16 protein-coding genes are annotated in these 22,762 nt (G+C 60.7%); 10 read left to right on the forward strand and 6 right to left on the reverse strand.

Features of this window, described 5'->3' with window-relative positions; genetic code table 11:
• Window position 1: 1 nt before the first annotated feature.
• Complete coding sequence (aroC, locus tag L3J03_04790; protein MCF6290295.1) at window positions 2-1,054, reverse strand: chorismate synthase; 1,053 nt, start codon at window positions 1,052-1,054, stop codon at window positions 2-4.
• Between the two features lie 207 nt (window positions 1,055-1,261).
• Between aroC and L3J03_04795 the strand changes: the two genes are divergently transcribed.
• The 4 genes from L3J03_04795 to L3J03_04810 all read left to right on the forward strand — a co-directional run bounded on the left by L3J03_04795 (window position 1,262) and on the right by L3J03_04810 (window position 5,416).
• Complete coding sequence (locus L3J03_04795; protein MCF6290296.1) at window positions 1,262-2,113, forward strand: deoxyribonuclease IV; 852 nt, start codon at window positions 1,262-1,264, stop codon at window positions 2,111-2,113.
• A 188-nt stretch (window positions 2,114-2,301) separates the two neighbouring features.
• Window positions 2,302-2,712: a bacteriohemerythrin gene (locus L3J03_04800; GenBank protein MCF6290297.1), complete on the forward strand. Its 411-nt coding sequence runs from the start codon at window positions 2,302-2,304 to the stop codon at window positions 2,710-2,712.
• Between the two features lie 89 nt (window positions 2,713-2,801).
• Complete coding sequence (locus L3J03_04805; protein ID MCF6290298.1) at window positions 2,802-3,326, forward strand: hemerythrin family protein; 525 nt, start codon at window positions 2,802-2,804, stop codon at window positions 3,324-3,326.
• A gap of 173 nt (window positions 3,327-3,499) precedes the next feature.
• Complete coding sequence (locus tag L3J03_04810; GenBank protein MCF6290299.1) at window positions 3,500-5,416, forward strand: ATP-binding cassette domain-containing protein; 1,917 nt, start codon at window positions 3,500-3,502, stop codon at window positions 5,414-5,416.
• Window positions 5,417-5,440: 24 nt separating this feature from the next.
• On the opposite strand, the gene L3J03_04815 is transcribed toward L3J03_04810, so the two are convergent.
• On the reverse strand, window positions 5,441-7,168 hold the full coding sequence (locus tag L3J03_04815) for a DEAD/DEAH box helicase (protein MCF6290300.1): 1,728 nt from the start codon (window positions 7,166-7,168) through the stop codon (window positions 5,441-5,443).
• A gap of 445 nt (window positions 7,169-7,613) precedes the next feature.
• Between L3J03_04815 and rmuC the strand changes: the two genes are divergently transcribed.
• On the forward strand, window positions 7,614-9,113 hold the full coding sequence (gene rmuC, locus L3J03_04820) for a DNA recombination protein RmuC (protein MCF6290301.1): 1,500 nt from the start codon (window positions 7,614-7,616) through the stop codon (window positions 9,111-9,113).
• Here the strand turns inward: rmuC and mtnA are convergent.
• Together mtnA and L3J03_04830 are read right to left on the reverse strand one after the other, a co-directional pair.
• The gene (gene mtnA, locus L3J03_04825; protein ID MCF6290302.1) at window positions 9,110-10,213 is read right to left on the reverse strand and encodes an S-methyl-5-thioribose-1-phosphate isomerase; all 1,104 of its coding nucleotides are present in this window, start codon (window positions 10,211-10,213) and stop codon (window positions 9,110-9,112) included. The two genes, rmuC and mtnA, sit on opposite strands and share 4 nt — an antisense overlap.
• Window positions 10,214-10,420: 207 nt before the next feature.
• Window positions 10,421-12,682 carry an EAL domain-containing protein gene (locus L3J03_04830; GenBank protein ID MCF6290303.1) on the reverse strand — a complete coding sequence of 754 codons (2,262 nt, stop codon included), beginning with the start codon at window positions 12,680-12,682 and terminating at the stop codon, window positions 10,421-10,423.
• 268 nt (window positions 12,683-12,950) lie between these two features.
• Between L3J03_04830 and L3J03_04835 the strand changes: the two genes are divergently transcribed.
• From L3J03_04835 to L3J03_04845, 3 genes are all read left to right on the forward strand, one after another.
• Window positions 12,951-14,345, forward strand: coding sequence for a DEAD/DEAH box helicase (locus tag L3J03_04835; protein MCF6290304.1), 1,395 nt, complete (start codon window positions 12,951-12,953; stop codon window positions 14,343-14,345).
• A gap of 229 nt (window positions 14,346-14,574) precedes the next feature.
• Window positions 14,575-15,963, forward strand: coding sequence for a dynamin family protein (locus L3J03_04840; GenBank protein ID MCF6290305.1), 1,389 nt, complete (start codon window positions 14,575-14,577; stop codon window positions 15,961-15,963).
• 277 nt (window positions 15,964-16,240) lie between these two features.
• A complete protein-coding gene (locus tag L3J03_04845; protein ID MCF6290306.1) occupies window positions 16,241-16,435 on the forward strand; it encodes a hypothetical protein in 195 nt (64 codons plus the stop codon).
• Here the strand turns inward: L3J03_04845 and genX are convergent.
• Window positions 16,430-17,353, reverse strand: a complete 924-nt coding sequence (gene genX / locus L3J03_04850; GenBank protein MCF6290307.1) for an EF-P lysine aminoacylase GenX — start codon at window positions 17,351-17,353, stop codon at window positions 16,430-16,432. The genes L3J03_04845 and genX overlap by 6 nt on opposite strands.
• A gap of 85 nt (window positions 17,354-17,438) precedes the next feature.
• On the reverse strand, window positions 17,439-18,002 hold the full coding sequence (gene efp, locus L3J03_04855) for an elongation factor P (protein MCF6290308.1): 564 nt from the start codon (window positions 18,000-18,002) through the stop codon (window positions 17,439-17,441).
• Between the two features lie 235 nt (window positions 18,003-18,237).
• Here efp and L3J03_04860 point away from each other — a divergent pair, with 235 nt between their 5' ends.
• Together L3J03_04860 and mutS are read left to right on the forward strand one after the other, a co-directional pair.
• Window positions 18,238-19,689, forward strand: a complete 1,452-nt coding sequence (locus L3J03_04860; protein MCF6290309.1) for a DUF4139 domain-containing protein — start codon at window positions 18,238-18,240, stop codon at window positions 19,687-19,689.
• A gap of 115 nt (window positions 19,690-19,804) precedes the next feature.
• Entirely contained in the window at window positions 19,805-22,495 is a 2,691-nt protein-coding gene (mutS, locus tag L3J03_04865) for a DNA mismatch repair protein MutS (GenBank protein MCF6290310.1), read from the forward strand.
• Window positions 22,496-22,762 lie beyond the last annotated feature (267 nt).

Raw genomic sequence — 22,762 nt, forward strand, 5'->3', positions numbered from 1 at the left:
TTCAGGAGATGGCCCGCTGACGGAGCAGGTGGTCGGCCAGGGTCAGGCAGACCATGGCCTCGCACACCGGCACGATCCTGGGGATGGCCGAGATGTCGTGCCGGCCGCCGACCCGGATGGTGACCGGATTGTTGTCCAGGTCAACGGTCTGCTGTTCCCGGCCGATGGACGGGATCGGCTTGACCGCCACCCGGGCGATGATCGGATCGCTGTTGGAGATCCCGGCCAGGATGCCGCCGGCCCGGTTGGAGGCAAATCCCTGCGGAGTGATCGGGTCGTTGTTCGTGGAGCCGGTGAGCCGGGCCGCCTCGAAACCGGCGCCGATCTCCACCCCCTTGACCGCGCCGATGGACATCAGCCCGTGGGCCAGGGTGGCGTCCAGCTTGTCGAATACCGGGTCACCCAGCCCGGCCGGGCAGCCGGAAGCCTGGATTTCGACGATTCCGCCCAGGGAGTCGTTGTCGGCGCGCACAGCATTGATATGCTCCTCCATCCGCGCCGCTGCCTCGTTGTCCGGGCAGAAGAGCCGGTTGTCATTGATCCGGTCGAGGTCGCGCCGGCTGGTTTCGATCTTGCCCAGGGCCACGGTATAGGCCAGCACCGAGATCCCGGCCGTGGCCAGGAGGGTCCGGGCCACGCTGCCGGCCGCCACCCGGGCCGCGGTTTCCCGGGCCGAGGCCCGGCCGCCGCCGCGGTGGTCGCGGATTCCGTATTTTTTGAGATAGGTGATGTCCCCGTGGCCGGGCCGGAATATTTTTTCTAAGTGATCGTATGACTTGCTGTGGGCGTCCTTGTTATGGATGAGCAGCGCAATCGGGGTGCCGGTGGTCATCCCCTCGAACACCCCGGAGAGGATCTCCACCCGGTCCGGTTCCTGGCGCGGGCTCTCGCCGCCGCCCTTGCCGGGCCGCCGCCGGTCCATGTCTTTCCGGATACCGGCCGGGTCCAGGGGCAGACCCGGCGGGCAGCCGTCGATTACCGCGCCCACCGCAGTGCCGTGGGACTCGCCCCAGGTGGTGACCCGGAAAACCTTGCCATAGGTGTTGCCTGCCATGTTCCGTTCCTTCCGAGGCCGGTAGCCGGTTAAAATAACTTTCTTTTTCCCATCCAATATCTGGCCGCATTAAAGTGCTTTTGGTCCGAGCTGTCAAGCGTCTGTTCCGCTCTCCGCACAAGGGGGAGCGGGGAAGGAATTGATTATCCCCTTTTTGCCTGGTATAGTGGCGCTGGTTTGAACGGAAACCTTTGTCAGGGAGGAGTGATGCCTTTTCTAGGCGCGCACATGTCAGTGGCCGGCGGCCTCCATCTCGCCCTGGAGCGGATGCACCGGGCCGGGGCTGAATCCCTGCAGCTCTTCACCAGGAACCAGCGACAGTGGCGGGCTTCATCGCTTGCTCCCAAAGAGATCGCCCTTTTTAAAACAGCCTGGGAAGAGGCGGGCCGGCCGTTGGTCGCGGCCCATGATTCCTATCTGATCAATCTTGCCTCGCCTAAGACGGAGATTGCGTCCAAGTCAATTACCGCCCTGGCCGATGAGCTTGACCGCTGCGCGGCCCTGGCCATCCCCTGGCTGGTGATGCATCCCGGCGCCCATCTCGGCGACGGCCCGGAGCAGGGGCTCCGCCGTTTTACCGGCAATCTCGATCTGGCCCTGGAGCAGGCCGCCGGGGCCGAAGAGGTGATGGTGCTGCTTGAGACCACTGCCGGTCAGGGTACCAGTCTCGGCGCCTCGTTCGAGGAACTGGCCGCGATCATCGAACAGTCCCGTCATGGCGCGCGACTGGGGGTCTGCTTTGATACCTGTCATGCCTTTGCCGCGGGCTACGATCTCCGCACCCCGGAGAGCTACGCGGCAACCTTTGCCGAATTTGACCGGGTGGTGGGGCTTGACCGGCTCAAGTTTTTTCACTTGAACGATTCGATCAGGCAACTGGGCAGCCGGGTTGATCGTCATACCCATATCGGCCGGGGCGCCATCGGTCGTACCGGCTTTGCCCTGCTGGTCAACGACCCCCGCTTCGCCCGCCATCCCATGACCCTGGAGACCCCCAAGGGCAAGGACCTGAAGGAAGATATCGAGAATCTGGCCCTGCTGCGTTCCTTGCAGCAATAACTGCTCGCCGCGATCAACCGGATTCGATTTTTAATCTTGTGTCGGTCATGTTGCCGGCATTGTACCCGGTTCCAGACAGAGACCAACCTGAAAATATGCTATCTATAAGTAACAGTTTAATTTAAAATCAACGAATAAGGATTACGGATCAGGTTGAAAACCTTGGATGGGTTGGAGGAGGTAAGTAGATGCCGTTGATTGAATGGAATGACTCCTTAAGCGTGGGAAATGATGAGATCGATACGCAACATAAAAAATGGATCAGGATGACCAATGAACTGCATGAGGCCCTGCTGAATTCAGATGCCGGTGAACTCCGTGAAGTGGCGCTCCGCGCGTTGAAAGAGATGAGAGAGTATGTGCGTTATCATTTTGACCACGAAGAAGAGTACATGCGGCAGATTGACTATCCCGGCCTGGGGGAGCACAAGAAGATCCATGCGGTGTTCTATGTCCGGATCATCGATTATTATAATCAGGTCCAGGAGGGGAAGATGGTCTTGAATACCCAGATCATGAAAACATTGAGAAACTGGCTTGAACACCATATTATGAATGAGGACAAGAAATATGGGGATTTCGCTGCCCGGCGGAAATAACCGGCTTTAATCCCGGGATGGATGCCGGGCGGATGGAAAAGGAGTAAGGGATCCGGAAAATACCGGGTCCCTGAAGGAGGCCACGGATCATGGAACGTTTGCAACTCACCGAGGATCTTCTCACCGGTATTGAAGAGATCGACAACCAGCACCGGGAGCTTTTTGCCCGGGGAAACGCGGTGCTCTTCCCGGAAGGCGGAAAGGAGAACGTCCGGGATATCGTCAATGCGCTGGCCTTTCTCATGCTGTACGTGGATGAGCATTTTGCCGCTGAGGAGCGGATGATGAAGCTTTATAAATATGATCGCCTGGAGGGCCACCGGAAACAGCATCAAAGACTGCGGAAAGACGTTGAAGCCCTGTACCGCCGGACAAAAGAAGAGGGAACGATCAAGGGGTTGGCCTCTGAACTCTATTACCTGTTCGGCGACTGGTATGTCTATCATATCAAGGAATGGGACAGGGCCTATGCCGCTTTTCTGCAAAAACGCATAAAGCTTGCCTCGGTCTTGATCCCCGGCCTGGAGGACATCGACGACAGCCAGGTGGAGGTGTTGAAATTCGACGGCGAGATCTCCCCGGCCGAATTAAAGGCCCGCAGGAACCGCCGCTGATTGGTTGCCCCCCTCCTTACCCTCTGCCCCCCCTTTTTTTATTGCCGGTAAAGATCCTCTTTTATTTTTTATCCGAAGCTCACCAGTCTGCCTACGCACACCCGGACCACTGCCGAACGGTTGCGGTTTCGGTGGTGTTGCTGATTTTGCGCCCTTGTTGAACGGTTACGTCCATGGCACTAATTACCTTTCAGGAGGTCTGTCTCGGTTTTGGCAACGCTCCGCTCCTTGACCGGGTTTCCCTGCGGATCGAGCCCGGTGAACGGGTCTGTCTGAAGGGCCGCAACGGAGAGGGCAAGTCCACCTTGATGAAGCTGATGGCCGGCGATCTGGTCCCGGACAGCGGCCGGGTGCTGCGCCGGCCGGGCCTGCGGATCGGCCGGCTGGATCAGGAGGTGCCCGGATCTCTGACCGGGAGTGTCTTTGATGTGGTGGCTGGCGGCCTGGGCGGGATGATGGGGCCTCTTGCCCGCCATCATGCGCTGATCACCCGCCTGGCCGGGGAGTCCGGCGAATCCCTGCTTAATGATCTGGCAGCGGTGGAGCAGGAACTTGAGACCAGCGGGGCCTGGAGCTTCCAGCAGCGGATCGATACCGTGCTGACCCGGCTCAAGCTTGAGCCGGGTCAGCTGTTCGAGCATCTGTCCGGCGGGATGAAACGGCGGGTGTTGCTGGCCCGGGCCCTGGCCATCGGCCCGGACCTGCTCCTTTTGGACGAGCCCACCAACCATCTTGATATCGAGTCCATTGCCTGGCTGGAGGAATTTTTGCTCAACAGCGGCCCGGCCCTGCTCTTTGTCACCCATGACCGCTGGTTTTTACAGAAGCTGGCCACCCGGATACTCGATCTGGACCGGGGCCGGGTGACCAGTTGGCCGGGTGATTACGAGACCTATCTGCGGCGCAAGGAGGAGTCCCTGGCCGTTGAGAGTGCCCACCAGGCCGAGTTCGACCGCAAACTGGCCCGGGAGGAGGTCTGGATCCGCAAGGGGATCAAGGCCCGCCGGACCAGAAACGAGGGGAGGGTGCGGGCCCTGGTCGAAATGCGGCAGGAACGCCGGGCCCGGCGGGAACAACTGGGCCGGGTGCGGATGGAGGTGGCCGGGGCCACCATGTCCGGCAAGCTGGTGGCAAGCCTGCGGAAGGTCTCCTACAGCTTTGCCGATACCGGCAAGGAGATCATAAAAGATCTGACCGCCACGGTTTTCCGGGGCGACAAGATCGGCCTGATCGGCCCCAACGGGATCGGCAAGACCACCCTGCTCCGCCTGCTGCTCGGCGAACTTGCCCCCACAAAAGGACAAATCCGGCTGGGCACCAACCTTGCGCCCGGCTATTTCGATCAGCAGCGCGATCAGCTTGACAGGGAGAAGAGCGTGATCGACAACCTGGGGGACGGCACCGAGTTTGTGGAGATCAACGGCCGGCAGCGCCATATGATCGGTTATCTGCGCGATTTTCTCTTTACCCCGGACCGGGCCCGCTCGCCGGTTAAGATCCTGTCCGGCGGCGAGCGCAACCGGCTGCTCCTGGCCAGGCTCTTTGCCCGGCCGTCAAACATCCTGGTACTGGACGAGCCCACCAATGACCTGGATATGGAGACCCTGGAACTGCTGGAAGAGCTGCTCCTGGACTACAGCGGCACCGTGCTGCTGGTCAGCCATGACCGGGCCTTTATCAATAACGTGGTCACCAGCACCCTGGTCTTTGAGGGCAACGGCCTGGTCCGGGAGTATGCCGGCGGCTATGATGACTGGCTCCGGCAGCGGGCAACGCCGGAACCGGACAAGGGGACGGCTGGAACGATCAAAAAGGAACGGGTGAAGTCACGGGCCAACGGACCGCGCAAGCTTACCTTTAAGGAGGCCCGGGAACTGGAAGGGCTGCCCGGCCGGATTGAGGCCCTGGAGCAGGAGCAGGAAAAACTCTACGCTACCATGGCCGGTCCGGCGTTCTACCAGGGCGATGGGGCTGAGATCGCCCGGGCCAGGGAGCGGTTGGCGGAACTGGAGAGGATTGTGGCTGCCGCCTATGACCGCTGGGAGGGGCTGGAGTCGGTTCAGGAGCAATACCTGGCGGCAAAGGGCTGAGGGGAAGGACTGTTACGGTTGTTTTCAGCCTTTTGCAGGGATGCGGGGCTGTTTCCTTTTCAGGCCAAAGGGCTTGGTTTTTTTAAATGGTTTGCGGCTGTTGGTTTTCAGCCCTTTTTCCTCCCGGTCCCGGCCCGTTTCGATGACAACGTGTTTGCCGTTGATCATCAGGTACTGAAAGGCGCGGACCACCTGGGGGCTGAAGCGGCTGTCCGCCTCCAGCATGGTGGTGTGCTCGCTGACCTCTATTTTGCCGACCCTGATCCGCGGACCCATGATTTCATTGATTTGCCCGATCAGCCGTCTGGGCTGCATCCCGTCCTTGTATCCCACGTTGAGCCGGAACCGGGTGAACCGGGTCCGGCCGCCATGCCGGTCCGGCCCGGGTCCTGGCTGTTGCTTCGGCGGTCCCTGGCTACGACTATCGGGCACATTGAGGTCAGGGGCGTTGCGATAAGCCGCCAGGGTCTCCTTGAACGCCAGGGAGACGAACCGCTTGATCAGCTCATCCCGCTCCAGACCGGCAAGCCGGGCCGAGATAACCGGCCAGAAGGGCTCGATGGCGGCATGATCCACTGACTCGGCTTCCACGGTATCGATCAGGCCCAGCAACCGTTTCTCGCAGACCTCAAGGCCGGTGGGCACCCGGGCCTTTTTGAACTTGACCTTCAGCCGGCTTGCAATTTCCCTGATCTTGTACTGCTCCTTTAAATGGATCAGGGCGATGGAGACGCCGGCCTTGCCGGCCCGGCCGGTCCGGCCGCTGCGGTGGGTGTAGTTGTCAGCGCTGTCCGGCAGGTTGTAGTTGATTACATGGGTGAGATCATGCACGTCCAGGCCCCGGGCCGCCACATCGGTGGCCACCAGCAGCTCTACCTGGCGGCAACGGAATTTGTTCATCACCTGGTCGCGCTGGCCCTGGGACAGGTCGCCGTGCAGGGCGTCGGCCCGGTAGCCGTCCCGGACCAGCCGGTCGGCCACCTCCTGGGTCTCCTGCCGGGTCCGGCAGAAAATGATCGCATAGAGACCGGGGATGCTGTCGGCAATGCGCCGCAAGGCAGGGTAGCGGTCCCGGGCCTGGACCAGGTAAAAGAGATGACTGACGGTATCCACCCCGCCGTTGCGGCGGCCGACCACGATCTCCCGCGGCCGGCGCATGTAGCGGCCGGCTATCCCGGCCACCTCCCTGGGCATGGTCGCGGAAAAGAGCAGGCAGGTCTTGTTGTCCGGGGTCTGGCCGAGGATAGCGTTGAGTTCGTCCTGGAAACCCATCTGCAGCATCTCGTCGGCCTCGTCCAGCACCACGGCGTGGAGGGCGGACAGGTCGGCCACCCCCCGGCGGAGCAGGTCGTGGAGACGGCCGGGGGTGGCGACAATGATCTGTACCCCCTGGCGCAGGGCCTTGATCTGGCGGTCGATGGGCGCGCCGCCGTACACCGGGACCACTGTGATCGCCGCCTGGAAGCGGCTGAAACCGGCCAGGTCCCGGGCCACCTGGAGGCAGAGTTCCCTGGTCGGGCAGAGGACCAGGGCCTGGGGTTTTTTCCGGCCGGGATCGCATAGCTGGAGCAGGGGGATGCCAAAGGCGCCGGTCTTGCCGGTGCCGGTCTGGGCGAGCACCACCAGGTCGGCCCGTTCCTCCAGGGCCGTTGGGATTACCTGCTCCTGGACCGGGGTGGGCTCGGTAAAGCCCAGTTCCTCCAGGCCGCGGATGATATCCGGGTGGATGCCGAGTGCTGCGAATGAGGTCATGTCTTTTGTTCCTGGGAAATGGGGGGGCAGGGGCCGCAGGGGCCGGCGCTGCAATAAAAAAAAGCCCCGCCACATGCGGGGCTGCGTCTCTTCTTTTCCTGCCTGTAATGGGTCCAGCCGCCATGGTATAAACAAAAAAACAAAAAAACCGCACCCTCGGTAAAAGAGGATTGTGCGGCCGGCAAGGTGTACTTTTCATCCATTCAAGCAAGAGATACTGCACAAGTGTGCGACTCATCTACCATGGAGTTCTCAAAAAAGCAAAACCTTTCTCGCGAATCGTCCCAATGAAACAAGCTTACCATGCCGGCCCTGGGAAAAGAAGCTGGCCCGGCCTTGACCGCCGCGGCCCGGGCGGGCGAACATGAATTGCCTGGCAAATGGCTGGTTGACAATGCTATGGTGGACCCAGGAATTTACTATTGATTCGGAGGTGCGGCAGCAGATGGTCGAAACAATTGATATTCTCTTTGTCCTGGCCGGGCTGGTGGGCGGCTTCGGCATTGCCTGGTTTATCCTCCGGGGCCGGCGGCGGCTCTTTGAGGAGCAGGTCCGGGGCGAACGAACCGCAACGGCCCGGTTGCTCCAGGACCGGGAGCAGCAACTGGCCGAGGCCCGGGAGTCGGCCCGTCTGCTCCGGGAAGAACTGGATGGTCTGCTGACCCGGTTCCGGGAACAGGGCGAGCGGCGGGCCGCGGCCGAGGAGAAGTGCGGCCGCATTGCGGAGCTGGAACAGGCCCTTGATGACCGGGAAAAGGCGGCCCGGGCCCTGCGGGATGAGAATACCGGGTTAAAGACCAGGCTCTCCGGGCTTGAGACCCGGCTGGTTGAGGAACAGAAGCGTTCCGAGGAGAAACTGCTTCTGCTCGCCGAGGCCCGGGACCAGTTGAAGATCGAATTTCAGAATCTGGCCCAGAAGATCTTTGAGGAAAAGGGGCAGAAGTTCACTGAGCAGAACCGGGTCAACCTGGACGGGGTACTCCGGCCGATGCGGGAACAACTGGCCGAGTTCAAGAAACGGGTCGAGGACGTCTATGACAAGGAGTCCAAGGAGCGGCTTTCCCTGCTCCACGAGATCGGTACCCTCAAGGCCCTGAACCAGCGGATCAGCGAAGACGCTGTCAACCTGACCAATGCCCTGAAGGGCCAGAGCAAGACCCAGGGGGCCTGGGGCGAGATGATCCTGGAGCGGGTCCTTGAGGAGTCCGGCCTGCGCAAGGGGCGGGAATATGAGAGCCAGTCCGGTTTTACCGGTGAGCAGGGGCAACAACTGCGGCCCGACGTGGTGGTGCACCTGCCCGAGGGCAAGGACGTGGTCATAGATTCCAAGGTCTCGCTCACTGCTTATGAACGTTTCTGCGCCGCGGCCACGGAGGAGGAACGGGCCCGGCAGCTCAAGCTGCACATCGCCTCGCTCAGGGCCCATGTCAAGGGGTTGAGCGACAAGAACTACACCGGGTTGGCCGGGATCCGCTCCCTGGACTTTGTCCTCCTGTTCCTGCCCGTTGAGGGCGCCTTTCTGGCGGCCGTTGACAGCGACTCCGGTCTGTTCAACGACGCCTTAAGCAAAAACATTCTTCTGGTCTGTCCCTCCACCCTGCTCGCCACCCTGCGCACCATCCAGAATATCTGGCGCTACGAGTATCAGAACCGCAACGCCCTGGAGATCGCCAAAAAGGCCGGTGACCTCTACGATAAGTTCGTCGGCTTTGTCGAGGCCCTGGAGGATGTGGGCCACAAGATCGCCAAGGCCCGCGATGCCTATGACACGGCCCATAAGCGGTTGGTCAGCGGCCGGGGCAACCTGATCAGGAGGGCCCGGGACCTGGAACGGCTCGGGGTCAAGGCCCGCAAATCCCTGCCCGGGGAACTGGTCAATGAGGCGGAGCCGGACCAGGGGCCGGACGCCGGAGGAGGCAACTCTCCGGCAGACACTAACTCCTAACGATACTCGGGGTACAGGGCCAGGATCGACGATTCATCGGCCGCCATCACCCCCCGTTCACTGATCAGGCCGGTGATCAGCCGGGCCGGGGTGATATCAAAGCCGTAGTTGGCCGTCCGGGTATCCGGCGGACTGATCAACACCGTGGCCGGGGTCCGGTCCGGACCCAGGCCGGTGACATACCTTATCTCGTCGCCGCTTCGTTGCTCAATCGGAATCTCGGTCAGGCCGTGCCGGATGGTCCAGTCAAAGGTGGAGGAGGGCAGGGCCACATAAAAGGGGACCCCGCAGTCCATGGCCGCCAGGGCCTTGAGATAGGTGCCGATCTTGTTGGCCACGTCACCGGTGCGGGTGGTCCGGTCGGTGCCGACGATCACCAGATCGACCAGACCATGCTGCATCAGGTGGCCGCCGCAGTTGTCAACGATCAGGGTATGGGGAACCCCCTCCTGGCCCAGTTCCCAGGCGGTCAGCCGGGCGCCCTGGTTCCAGGGCCTGGTTTCGTCAACCCAGACATGGACCGGAATTTTCTCTTGATGCGCGGCATATATCGGCGCGGTGGCTGAGCCGTAATCCACAAAGGCCAGCCAGCCGGCATTGCAGTGGGTGAGGATGTTGACCGCTGTCCCGTCCTTGCGTCTACTGATTTCCTCGATGATTTTCAAGCCGTGCTCACCGATTCTCCGGCAGAATTCCGCATCCTGGTCGGCAATGGCGCAGGCAGTGGCAAAGGCGGTGTTGATCTTGTCCGCCACTGTGGCGGCCCCGGCCATGGCGGCCAGTTGCCGTTGCACGGCCCAGGCCAGGTTCGCGGCCGTGGGCCGGGTGGCGATCAGCCGGTCGGCCGCGGCCCGGATATCCCGGTCGAAATTATCCGGTTGCGCGGTCAGGGCGGCGATGTACATCCCGAACCCGGCGGTGGCGCCGATCAGCCCGGCGCCGCGGACATGCATCTCGCGGATGGCGGTCGCGAAATCTTCCACCGTGGCCAGGTCCTTGATCACGAACCAATGCGGCAGCTGGCGTTGATCGATGATCTGGATCGTCTTTTTATCTTCAGCCGGCCAGATGGTCCGGTAATGGGTATTGTCAACGTTCATCTTGCGTAAGTTCGGGTTGGTTATGAGAGCAGCATCCTGAGCAGGATAAATGAGATGAGGCCGATACCTATCGAGCCGTAGGCCAGCAGTCAGGGGATGCAGTCGCTGCGCATCCGCCGGGCCAAGAGGGCAAAGGTGAGGGCGGCAATAGCAAAGGAGAGTATAAAGAGAACGATGTCCGGCATGGCAGGTGTTTTTTTGTCCAGGTTAGGTTGACCGGGCTATCCGGGGTGTGGGCTGGCCCTGGCCGAAGAAGCGGACGAATTCCCGGGCCGGCAGCGGTTTGCCGAACAGGAAACCCTGGATATTGAAGCAGTCCTGTTTGTGGAGCAGGGCAAGCTGGGCCTCAAGTTCAACCCCCTCGGCCGTGGTATGGAGGTTCATGTTGCGGGCCAGGGCGATGATCGAGGAGACGATCACCGCATCGTTGGGATTGGTGTGAATCTGTTTGATAAAGGAGCGGTCGATCTTGAGCCTGGTGATGGGAAAGAGCCGCAGGTAGCTGAGCGAGGAGTAACCGGTGCCGAAATCGTCAATGGCGATCTGGATGCCCATGTCCGCGATTTTGTTCAGGATGCGGATATTTTTCTCAACATCCTGAACAATGATGCTTTCGGTGAGTTCCAGTTCGAGAAACCGGGGGTCAAGACCGGACCTGGCAAGGATATCGGTCACCAGCCCGTAAAAATCCCGCTGCCGGAACTGGCGGCCGGAGACGTTGACCGCCATGGTGATCGGCGGGAAGCCCTGTTCCTGCCAGGCCTTGTTCTGGGCGCAGGCCGTGCGCATCACCCATTCACCGATGGGCTCGATCAGGCCGGTCTCCTCGGCCAGCGGGATGAAGTTTCCCGGGGCGAGCAGGCCCTTTTCCGGATGATGCCAGCGGACCAGGGCCTCGGCGCCCATCAGGCGATTGGCCGCGGTGTCGAACTGGGGCTGATAGTAAAGGGTCAGTTCGTCCAACTCCAGGGCCTTGCGCAGTCCGTTCTCCAGCAGCAGGAATTCAAAGGCCCGGGTATTGGTGCCCGCGGTGTAGAACTGGTAATTGTTGCGGCCGGACTCCTTGGCCCGGAACATGGCCGAGTCAGCGCACTGCATCAGCCCGTCGCTGTCAACGCTGTCCTCGGGATAGAGGCTGATGCCGATGCTGGTGGAGACAACCAGTTCGAACTTTTCGATCAGAAACGGTTTGGCCAGGGCCGCCATGATGTTGCGGGTGACCACGGTCACATACTTGGAGTCCTTGATGTCGTCGAGAATTATGCCGAACTCGTCGCCGCTCAGCCGGGCCACGGTATCACTCCGGCGCAGGCAGCCCTGCAGCCGGCCGGCGATCTCCCGCAGTACCTTGTCGCCGGCCTCATGGCCCAGGGTCTCGTTGATCTTCTTGAATCGGTCCAGGTCGAGAAACAGGACCGCCACCAGGTTCTTGTGGCGCTGGGCCTTGGCCATCAGCATCTGCAGCCGGTCCTGAAACAGCATCCGGTTGGGAAGATTGGTGAGCGGGTCGTGCTGGGACAGGTAGTAGAGGCGCGATTCATCATTACGCAGTTCAGTCCTGGCCGTCTCGTCGGCCGACTGGTTCCGGAAGATCTCAAGGCACCCGCTCAGGGTGCCCTCTTCATTCCACAGGGGCGAGGCCTTGATCTCACAGACATTTTCCTCGCCATTGTCACCGGGCCGGGTCTGGACGATTGTGACCGGCCGGCCGGTTTTTTTAACATCCTCCAGGGGGCACTGGTGCATGTTTTCGGAACAGGAGGCGCTGAAACGGGGAACGGTCTGATAACAGTACAGTTCCTCTTGCTCCAGGAGTTCGGCGGACAGAAGGTCCCGGGCCGCCTGGTTCATCATCAGCACCTTTTTGTTCAGATCGATCAACTGGGCCGGCTCGATTAACCCGTCGATGATGGTCTGGAGAAAATGGTGGTCAAGGGGAGCGGTATTTTCTTCCGGCCCGGAGTTGTCAGCAGGCGTTGTCGCAAGGTCCGGACCGGTCTTTTTCTTCCCCTGCTTCTTTTCCTCTTCGTCAAGCCGGGCCTGATACCGTTGGGAGAGGCGAAGCAGCTCCGCCCGCTCCCTGGCCTTGTCAATGGCATGGAGCAAGAGCGCCGGGGAATCAGCAACGGATCTGGCAACCAGGTCCCAGGCCCCGAGACGCAGGGCCTGGAGCGCGTCGGCGATATGCTCCTGGTCGGACAGGACGAGCAGCGGCGTTTGCAACGAGTCGCGGGTAAGGGTCCGCACCATCTCCAGGGGATCGGCACCTGGAAGCTGCAGATCAAGGAGCACCAGGTCCGGTTTGTTCGTTTCCATGATCCCGGCATATTGGCTGCTGTTTTCAGCCTCAAGGACAGAGAAGTTCCGGCTGACGAGAAGAGAGGTGATGGAGAGACGCGTTTTACCGGGGGCAACAACGGCCAGAACCGTGTAGCTGGAGCGGCAGGACGTCTGGGATGGATCTGTCATCGGGTAACTCTCACGGGTTGCGTACCAGACCGGAGTTATAAAGGGAAAGACCGCGGGTTGTCACGGGTGGTGCGGGCAAGCGCGGACTCCGGGTGCCGTTCGTGAGTACTAGCGTCATGGGGTGTGTCCGGGCGATGCTGTTTTCCCAGGGGCATTGACAGGGGAATAGGTTGATATCATAACCGGAAACAGGTACCTTTACCCTGATAAGTTATGCAATAAAAAAGGAAAAATTACAACGATTCTTTTGACGGCAGGCCGGCGGGGCATGGAGAGACGAGCTGAAGGAGGCGATGGGGCGCCACTGATCCGGGATCGGACGCGACCGGTCCTGGTGGTCGGTTCCGACGGTTTTTTGCTGGGTGCCCCGGCCACCCTGGTTCAGCGGCTCAAGGAACTGCTCACCATTGACAACCCCAAGTATAAGGATGCCAGGAAGTACGCCCGCTGGGTGGGGAAAAATTTCAAGCGCAAACTATATTTCTATGAACTGGAAAAGGAGGGGATCCGGTTCCCGCGTGGTTTTGCCAATCATGTGGTGGACCTCTGCCGCCGCCTGACCGGGCAGGGGCCGCGGATCGTCGACCAGCGGCGGCTGCTGCCCGAGGTGGAGTTCAGTTTTCAGGGCCAACTGCGGCCCTATCAGGACGAGGCGGTCAAGGCGGTGATGGCGCGTCAGTTCGGGGTGCTGGTGGCCGGCACTGGTTCCGGCAAGACGGTGATGGCCCTGGCGGTGATCGCGGCCCGGCGGCAGCCGACCCTGATCCTGCTCCACAACAAGGAGTTATTGTACCAATGGCAGGCCCGGGTACGGCAGTTTCTTGATATCGAGCCCGGCCTGATCGGCGACGGCCATTATGATGTCCAGCCGGTGTCAATCGGTATTGTCAACACGGTGCGCAAGCATCTTGATGAACTGCCAGGCTGTTTCGGCCAGCTCATCGTCGATGAGTGTCACCGGGTGCCGGCCAGCCTGTTCACCGGGGTGGTCACCGCCTTTGACTGTCAGTACTCCCTGGGGCTGTCCGCCACTGCCTTTCGCCGCGAGGACGGGATGACCCGCCTTATCTATCTCTTTATGGGCGAACGGGTCCACCAGGTCGATCCCCGGGAACTGGAGGCGGTGGGCGCCGTGCTCCGGCCCGAGTACATCCAGCATCCCACCGGGTTCCGCTATTCCTTTCGTGGTGATTACCAGGCCCTGATGACCGCCCTGACCGCGGACGAGGCCCGCAACCAACAGATCGCCGCTGACGTGGCCCGGGAGGTGGCCGCTGGCCAGGGGGTGGCGCTGGTGGTCAGTGACCGGGTGGCCCATTGTCAGTATCTGGCTGATCTGCTGGTCGAGCGCGGGATTAACGCAGTGGTGTTGACCGGCCGGCTCTCCGGCGAGGAGCGGGCCCGGATCGTCGAGGCGGTAAGGGGAAACAGGGTCCAGGTTCTGGTCTCCACCCTGCAGCTGGTGGGCGAGGGGTTTGACGTTGCCGGCCTGACCTCTCTCTTCCTGACCACGCCGATTAAGTTTACCGGCCGGCTGCAGCAGGTGATCGGCCGGATTCTCCGGCCGGCTACCGGTAAACAGCCCCGGGTGATCGATTACGTTGACGAGCAGGTCGGGGTGCTTCGCGCCTCAGCCCGGAACCGGCGGCTGATTTACAGTTAGGGCCCAAAAGACGGAGGACAGTGGACGGTGGGCAGAGGACCCGCCTGCGCCATCCTCCTTCGCCTGAAGGCTACGGCGGATAAAAGGCTTCGGCGTGGCACGCAGTGGACGGTGAAAAAATATGTGGCTGTAATCATGGCCCGGAATATAATATTTTTTTGACCCCTGACCCCTGACCCCTGACCCCTGACCCCTGACCCGTACCCTTTAATACGAGGATAACGAGATAATGAATCTGAAAGAATTCTTTTTTGGCAGGAACAAGACCGCCGAAGCGGTGATCCGTGATGTGGACAAGATCCTCAGGCGGAAGATGTCTCCTGTTTTCAAGCAGTACGGGGTGGAGGCGGAGACCTTTATGACCCCGCTCAAGTGGCAGCCGCTGGTGCTGGTGATCGGCAACTACTCCTCCGGCAAGTCCACCCTGATCAATGAACTGCTCGGCAAGCAGGTCCAGCGCACCGGCCAGGCGCCCACGGACGACTGCTTCACCATTCTCACCGGACTTGGTCCCAACCAGGAAGAGTCGCCCGAGGTGCCTGGTTCCACCTTGGTCAATGATGAACAACTGCCATTTGCCTCGCTGCGGCAGTACGGCGAGAGTCTGCTTGCCCACCTGCGGCTCAAGCGGGTCGATGCCCCGATCTTGAAGGACCTGGCGATCATCGATACCCCGGGAATGCTCGATTCGGTTACTGAAAAGGACCGGGGCTACGACTACCTCGGCGTGGTGCGCGAACTGGCCCGCCTGGCCGACGTGATTCTATTGATGTTCGATCCCCACAAGGCCGGGACGATCAAGGAGACCTACCGGGCGATCCGCTCCACCCTGCCGGAGGCGGCCGGTGAAGACCGGGTGCTCTACGTGCTCAACCGGATCGACGAGTGCGATAACATCGCCGACCTGGTCCATTCCTACGGCACCCTGTGCTGGAACCTGTCCCAGATGACCGGCCGCAAGGACCAGCCCCGGATATACCTGACCTATGCCGAGGGCGGTTCAGCAGTGAACCACGGGGTCTCGGTATGGGCCGCTGAACGGGAAAAGCTGAAGCAGGCGGTGAAAACAGCGCCGCAGATGCGCCTCAATCATATTCTCAACGAGGTGGACCGGGGGGGCAGGGAGTTTTCCCTGATGGTGGAGGCCATGGCAAACTTTAAAAAGGGGTTTTCCCGCCGCCTGGGCCAGGTCACCCTGACCGGGATCATTGCCTCGCTCCTGGCCTTCCTGTTCGGCGACATGGCGGTGAGCATGTTGACCGGCGTGCCGGATATTTTTTTGATCAAGGCGGTGGTGACCGGCAAGTTTGCCCCCAGCCACCTGGTCTGGCCCCTGACCGGGGTCTTTCTCGTACTGGGCCTGGTGTCGATTGTCCTGCACCGGTGGCTTTTTCCCGGGTATGTGAAAAGGGTGCTGGCGGATATCGACTGCCTGCTCCCCCTGGAAACCGCCTATAAAAAAGACCTGTGGCAGCGGATCCGCAACCGGGTGGAGGAACTTGTCCGCAGCCATCCCTGGAAGCAGGCCCGGATCGGGCATGAACGTAATCTGCAACGGGTCGAACAGTTCCTGGAACACGATCTGCCGCTTCTCTATGACCGGATCATGAAAGGATAGATGACAGAGGACAGTGGACCCGCCTTCGCCATCCGCCTTCGCCTGAAGGCTACGGCGGATAAAAGGCTTCGGCGTGGCACGCAGTGGACGGTAAACCAAGAACCAAGAACCAAGAACGGAAGCTGGAAAAAACCGTGGGCGTAAGGTTTCGGTAAACCCCGTACGTTTGAGATTGGACCGGGAAAGGGGTTTTCTTATACCGAACGGTGTAGCGGACCCTGAGCCGCAGCCGTGATGGCAAAAGCGGAAATTGAAACAACTTCCGCATGATATGCTTATGGCTTTCGAGTCGCCGTTGCGGCGAAGCGAGTTCCTGTTTGATAGCCTGTTTATGAACAGCCGGCCCTTCTCAATGGAGCGGCCGTTGGTAGAAGAAGACCCCTTTCCCGATAGGAGGGGGTTTACTGAATGTTTACCCGTGGGCAGTGATCGTGGCCCGGATATCATATTTTCAGTACTCGGATTTTTATAATTCCTCCGGCACAAAGGTAACCACATCATCGATCCGGCCGGTGTCTAAGAGGAGCATGAGCAGCCGGTCCACCCCCAGGGCGATGCCAGCGGACTCGGGCATGTCTTGCAAGGCAACGAGAAATCGTTCCGGCATGGGCCCGGGTTCCCGGCCCTGTGCCCTGATTTTTTCCCGCTCCAGTTCAAAGCGGCGTCGTTGTTCGCCGGGATCGGTCAGTTCGGAGAACCCATTGGCCAACTCCAATCCGTTGATATAAAGCTCGAACCGTTCGGCAACCCCTGGATCGCTCGATTTCAGCCGGGCCAGGGATCCGAGTTCCGCCGGGTAGTCGTGGAGCAGGCAGGGCCGGCCATGGCCCAGCCGGGGTTCGATCTCCTGGCAGAGAATTTCATCGAACCGGTCGCTTGCCAGGGCCTCGACCGGGGCGGAGGTGGTGTATCGGGCAAAGGCCCGGGCCACGGTGAGCCGTTCCCAGGGCGGGCTCAGCTCGATTCGTTGGCCGCCGACCAGCAGGGCCGAGCCCCGGCCCGTTATCCCGGGAAAGGAAGCGCATTCCCGGGCCAGGAAATTTAACAAAGATTCGCAGTCAGCCATCAGGTCCTGATAACTGCTTTCACTCCGGTACCACTCCAGCATGGTGAACTCTTCAAGGTGACGCTCTCCCCTTTCGCCTTGGCGGAAGCATCCGCAGATCTGGAATATCCTCGGGCAGCCGCCGGCCAGCAGCTGTTTCATGTAAAGTTCGGGCGAGGTCTGCAGGTACCAGGAGCCGGCCGGTATCGGTTCGATGCAGGCCTCGGGCGCCGGGGCCGGGGTCCGCGCCGGGGTGTCCACCTCCAGGAAATCCCGGTCAAGAAAAAAACAGCGGATCGCCCGGATAAGGGCGGCCCGCCGCTGCAGTGTCTGAAAAGTAAGCATCGGAGAAACAGGTAGGACCGAAGCGGTCCAGTCTATTTTTTGTAACCGTCCACCAGGGGCAGTTCCCCGGGCCCCCTGTGTTTTTCTATTTTTTTACCCGGGTCATATAGGAGCCGGTCCGGGTATCGATCTGAATCATTTCGCCCTCTTCAATGAACGGCGGCACCTGGAGGACATGGCCGGTCTCCACGGTTACCGGTTTGGTGTCGCTGCCCGAGGTGTCGCCCTTGACCCAGGGATCGGCCCTGATCACGGTGAGGTTGACGAAGTTGGGCAGGGTGACGCCGATCGGCCGTTCGTTGAAAAGCAGCACCTGCACCTCCATGTTGTCGATCAGGAAGTTGACGCTATCACCCATCTGTTCAGCGCTGATGGCCAGCTGTTCGTAATTGGCGAGATCCATGAAGTGGAATTCGTCGCCCTGGGAGTAGAGGAACTGCATGTTCCGCTCGGCCAGGTCCGGCTTGTCGAATTTGTCGTTGGAACGGAAGGTGCGCTCGAACTGGTTGCCGTTGAGCATATTGCGCAGCTTGGTCCGGTACAGGGCCTGTCCCTTGCCCGGCTTGGCAAATTGGAAATCGATGACCAGGTAGGGGTCGCCGTCGATCTCTATTTTTAAACCCTTGCGTAAATCAGATGCAGTGTACATGGTGAAATATCTCCTTCAATTATATAAGCGCGGCCCGTGGTCCGGCCCGGGATTATGGTGAACAGGGCGCTCACTATACTGTTTCTTTGCGGATTTTAGCAACTGTTTCAAGGAGGCAACCCCGGGTTCAGGGCCTGGTCCAAGCTTTTTTTGAAGTTTCGTTGTCAGTGGGGTATAGAATATGGGCGCAAGGCGCAAGGCTTAAGGACAAAAGATTCTGACAAGGAGATGGACGATGAGACGGTTATCAATGGCAGGGGTATTGTTGGTGTTTCTGGTCGCTCTGTTTCAGCCGGTTGACGGCCGGTCCCAGGACCGGGAGCTGGTGAGTACCCTGGCGGACCAGACCGGGGTGAGCGTGACCATTTACAACGACAACCTGGCCCTGATCAAGGATGTGCGGCAGCTTGTCCTGCCGCAGGGAACAAGCAGCCTGGCCTTCCGCGAGGTGAGCGGTCAACTGCGGCCGGAAACGGCCCTGATGCGGAGTATCAGTCATCCATCCGCCCTGACCGTGCGGGAACAGAACTTTGATTTTGATCTCCTGACCCCGCAGAAGCTGCTCGAAAAGTATGTGGGCCGCGAGGTGACCCTGGTGCGGACCAATCCCACCACTGGTGAAGAAACAATGCGCCGGGCCCGGGTGTTGAGCGCCAATAACGGGGTGGTGCTCAGGATCGGCGAGCATATCGAGACCGGGATTCCGGGACGGCTGGTTTTTCCGGACGTGCCGGACAACCTCCGGGACCGGCCCACCCTGGTGATGACAGTGGACTCCCGGACCGGGGCCGAGCAGACCGTTGAGCTGAGCTATCTTACCGGCGGCCTCGGCTGGCAGGCCGATTACGTGGCCGCCCTGGCCCGGGATGAGACCCGGCTCGACATCAACGGCTGGGTCACGCTTACCAATACCAGCGGCACCTCGTTTCCCAATGCCCGGCTGCAGTTGATGGCCGGCGATGTGAACCAGGTGCGGCCGGAGGAGATGTCCCGTTACGAGATCATGATGCTCGACAAGGCCGCGGCCGCGGCCGCGCCGGCAATGGCCGAGGAAAGCCTGTTCGAGTATCATCTCTATACCCTGCCGCACCCGACCACCATCCGCGAGAACCAGACCAAGCAGGTCGCCCTGCTCCAGGCCGGCGGCGTGGTCTGTGACAAGGAGTACCTGCTCCAGGGCCAGGAGTACTATTACCAGAATCGCGTACCTGACAGCGATTCCAAACTCAAGGTCGGGGTATATCTCCAATTCCGCAACCGCCGGGCCGATAATCTCGGCCTGCCCCTGCCCAAGGGGATTGTGCGGGTATACAAAGAGGACGGCCAGGGCCATATCCAGTTCGTGGGCGAGGACCGTATCGATCACACCCCGGAGAACGAGACGGTGCGGCTTAAGCTGGGTGATGCCTTTGACCTGACCGCGGAGCGGAAACAGACCGAGTTCAGGAAACTTGCCGGTTTTACTCGCTATGACCATGTTCTTGAGAGTGCCTATGCAATCAAGCTCAAGAACGCCAAAAAAGAGGCCGTGGTTGTCAAGGTGCTGGAATCCCTGCCCGGCGATTGGACAATACTCTCTGAGAGTCATGCCCACACCAGGGAGTCGGCCTTTCAGGCGGCCTGGCAGGTTCCGGTGCCGGCCAAGGGCGAGGCGACCCTTACCTATCGGGTCCGGGTCCGGTACTAACGGAAGACGGAAGACAGAGGACAGAAGACGGAAGACAGAGGACAGAGGACAGAGGACAGAGGACGGAAAACCAAGCACCAAGCACCAGGCACCAGGAACCAGGAACCAATAAACAATGACAGCCACTGATTCCCTCAAGATCACCCCCATGCTCCAGCAGTATATGGAGATCAAGAGCCGCCACGAAGACGCATTGCTCTTCTACCGGATGGGCGATTTTTATGAGATGTTTTTTGACGACGCAGTGACCGCTTCCCGGGCCCTGGGCATTACCCTTACCTCGCGCAGCAATAAAGGCGACGCCAACAAGATCCCCATGTGCGGGGTGCCCTATCACGCGGCCTCCTCCTACCTGGCCAAGCTGGTCAAGGGCGGTTTCCGGGTGGCGATCTGCGAACAGATGGAGGACCCGCGCCAGGTCAAGGGCAAGAAGATCGTCAAAAGGGAGGTGGTCCGGGTGGTGTCCCCGGGAGTAACCATTGAGGAGCAGCTCCTGGATGACAAGAGCAACCGCTACCTGGCCGCGGTGGCGGTGAATGAAAAAAAACGGGCAACCGCGACCGGGTCCGGGGATACGGGCCGTTACGGTTTAAGCCTGCTGGACATCTCCACCGGCGAGTTTCTGATCAGCCAATGCACCGACCAGGAGGAACTCCTGGACGAACTGACCCGCCTCGGCCCGGCCGAACTGCTGCTCAACGATGGGGCTGAAGAGGAAAACAATGATCTGACCAAGGCCCTGGAGCCGCTGCTGCCCGGGATCTGTATCACCCCGCGGCCAAGTCACAGCTATTATCCGGAAACCGCCCGGGAGACGCTGCTGGCCCATTTCCGGACGGTCAACCTGGCTGGATTCGGCTGTGAACACCTGCCCCTGGGAATCAGCGCGGCCGGGGCCCTGCTCCAGTACCTTAATGAGACCCAGAAGGTTGAACTCAACCATATCGAAAAGCTGACCCCGCTTGATTTTAAAGACGTACTCCTGGTGGACGACTCTTCCCGGCGCAACCTGGAACTGGTCCAGACCCTGGTCGGGGGCAAGCGGGAGGGTACCCTGCTGGCGGCCCTGGATCATACCCGCACCCCCATGGGCGCCCGGCTGCTGCGGCGGCGGCTCCTGTTCCCGCTCCGCGACCCGGCCCGGATCAACCTGCGGCTGGACGCGGTGCAACGGCTGGTAACCGATGCCACGCTTTGCCGGGAGCTGCGCGGGGTGCTTGCCGAGATGTATGATCTGGAGCGGCTGAACAGCCGGGTGGTGCTGGGCAGCGCCAATGCCCGGGACCTGACCGCCTTGAAGCTCTCCCTGGCCCGGCTGCCCCGGGTGCGGGAGTTGCTGGCCGGCATTGATACCGGTCTGCTGGGGGAGATCGGCGCTGAACCGGACCTGCTTGGCGATATTCACTCCCTGCTGGATAAGGGCATCCGCGAAGACGCCGGGATCACCCTGCGCGAGGGCAAGCTGATCCGGCAGGGGTTTGATGATGAGCTGGATGAACTGCTGGCCGTTCTCCGGCACGGCCGGCAGATGATCCTCGACCTGGAGGCCCGGGAGCGGGAGCGGTCCGGGATAAACAAGCTCAAGGTGGGGTTCAACCGGGTGTTTGGCTACTATCTCGAGGTGAGCCGCGGCCAGTTGGACAAGGTGCCGGACTATTTCATCCGCAAGCAGACCCTGGCCAACGGCGAGCGGTACATCACCCCGGAACTCAAGGAGTTTGAGAACAAGGTGATGGGCGCCCAGGAGAAGCAACTGGAGCTTGAATACCGGCTGTTTACCGGGATTCGCCGCCAGGTGGCCCGGGAGAGCGGCCGGGTTCTGGCGACCGGCGCCCGAATCGCCCGGCTGGACTACTTTCTCTGCCTGGCCGAGGTTGCGGCCGGTTGTCGTTACGTCCGTCCCGAGGTCAATGACGGCGAGGCAATCACCATCCGCGAGGGGAGGCATCCGGTGATCGAGCAGGCCCTGCCCGCCGGTCGGTTCGTGCCCAACGACGTCCACCTGGATCAAGAGAGCGAGGAACTGCTGATTATCACCGGACCGAATATGGCCGGCAAGTCCACGGTGCTGCGCCAGACCGCCCTGATCGTGCTGATGGCCCAGATGGGCGGTTTTGTACCGGCTGATCATGCGCTGATCGGGGTGGTGGACCGGATCTTCACCCGGGTAGGGGCCATGGACGACCTGCGCCGCGGGCAGTCCACCTTTATGGTGGAGATGAACGAGACCGCCAATATCCTTAATAACGCCACCGACAAGAGCCTGGTGATCCTGGACGAGATCGGCCGGGGCACCAGCACCTTTGACGGACTTTCCATTGCCTGGGCCGTGGCCGAGGACCTGGTGGAAAAGAACGGCAAGGGGGTCAAGACCATGTTTGCCACCCATTATCACGAACTCACCGAGCTGGCATTGACCATGAAACGGGTAAAAAATTATAATATTGCCGTGCGGGAGTGGAATGATTCCATTATCTTTCTCCACAAGTTGATGAAAGGGGGCACCAACCGCAGCTACGGCATCCAGGTCGCCGGCCTGGCCGGGGTCCCGTCCCGGGTGGTGAACCGGGCCGGTGAGATCCTCAAAAACATCGAAAAAGGCGAGTTTACCCGGGAAGGTGAGCCGCGGATCGCGGCCGGCAAAGGGGTGGGCGGGGAACGGAAAAAGAGCGGTCCCAACCAGCTCTCCCTGTTCGCCCCGGTCGAGGATCCGCTCCGGCAACGGCTCCGGGAGATCCGGCCGGACAACCTGACCCCGCTGGAGGCCCTGGCCCTGCTTTATGAACTGAAGGAGATCGACCCCTGATGGTCCTGCGGGAAGCGAACCAAGCGAGACTTCGAAAAGTCTGGTCGCACCGCGGAGAGCGCAAAGGTCACAAAGTTAAATCAATAAGTTACAACATAAGTCAGGTCCGTCTCATCGTAAGGTTTCGGTAAACCCCGTACGTTTGAGGTTGGACCGGGAAAGGGGTTTTCTTATAGCGAACGGTGTAGCGGACCCTGAGCCGCGGCCGTGACGGCAAAAGCGGAATTTGAAACAACTTCGGCAGGATATGCTTATGGCTTCCGAATC

It is taken from the genome of Desulfobacterales bacterium (assembly GCA_021647905.1).
In the GTDB taxonomy this organism is placed as follows: domain Bacteria; phylum Desulfobacterota; class Desulfobulbia; order Desulfobulbales; family BM004; genus JAKITW01.

What these genes read in the sequence shown, in the direction of transcription:
- aroC (MCF6290295.1), bottom strand. Translation starts at nt 1,054, where the DNA reads ATGGCAGGCAACACCTATGGCAAGGTTTTCCGGGTCACCACCTGGGGC.
- L3J03_04795 (MCF6290296.1), top strand. Translation starts at nt 1,262, where the DNA reads ATGCCTTTTCTAGGCGCGCACATGTCAGTGGCCGGCGGCCTCCATCTC.
- L3J03_04800 (MCF6290297.1), top strand. Translation starts at nt 2,302, where the DNA reads ATGCCGTTGATTGAATGGAATGACTCCTTAAGCGTGGGAAATGATGAG.
- L3J03_04805 (MCF6290298.1), top strand. Translation starts at nt 2,802, where the DNA reads ATGGAACGTTTGCAACTCACCGAGGATCTTCTCACCGGTATTGAAGAG.
- L3J03_04810 (MCF6290299.1), top strand. Translation starts at nt 3,500, where the DNA reads ATGGCACTAATTACCTTTCAGGAGGTCTGTCTCGGTTTTGGCAACGCT.
- L3J03_04815 (MCF6290300.1), bottom strand. Translation starts at nt 7,168, where the DNA reads ATGACCTCATTCGCAGCACTCGGCATCCACCCGGATATCATCCGCGGC.
- rmuC (MCF6290301.1), top strand. Translation starts at nt 7,614, where the DNA reads ATGGTCGAAACAATTGATATTCTCTTTGTCCTGGCCGGGCTGGTGGGC.
- mtnA (MCF6290302.1), bottom strand. Translation starts at nt 10,213, where the DNA reads ATGAACGTTGACAATACCCATTACCGGACCATCTGGCCGGCTGAAGAT.
- L3J03_04830 (MCF6290303.1), bottom strand. Translation starts at nt 12,682, where the DNA reads ATGACAGATCCATCCCAGACGTCCTGCCGCTCCAGCTACACGGTTCTG.
- L3J03_04835 (MCF6290304.1), top strand. Translation starts at nt 12,951, where the DNA reads ATGGAGAGACGAGCTGAAGGAGGCGATGGGGCGCCACTGATCCGGGAT.
- L3J03_04840 (MCF6290305.1), top strand. Translation starts at nt 14,575, where the DNA reads ATGAATCTGAAAGAATTCTTTTTTGGCAGGAACAAGACCGCCGAAGCG.
- L3J03_04845 (MCF6290306.1), top strand. Translation starts at nt 16,241, where the DNA reads ATGGCTTTCGAGTCGCCGTTGCGGCGAAGCGAGTTCCTGTTTGATAGC.
- genX (MCF6290307.1), bottom strand. Translation starts at nt 17,353, where the DNA reads ATGCTTACTTTTCAGACACTGCAGCGGCGGGCCGCCCTTATCCGGGCG.
- efp (MCF6290308.1), bottom strand. Translation starts at nt 18,002, where the DNA reads ATGTACACTGCATCTGATTTACGCAAGGGTTTAAAAATAGAGATCGAC.
- L3J03_04860 (MCF6290309.1), top strand. Translation starts at nt 18,238, where the DNA reads ATGAGACGGTTATCAATGGCAGGGGTATTGTTGGTGTTTCTGGTCGCT.
- mutS (MCF6290310.1), top strand. Translation starts at nt 19,805, where the DNA reads ATGACAGCCACTGATTCCCTCAAGATCACCCCCATGCTCCAGCAGTAT.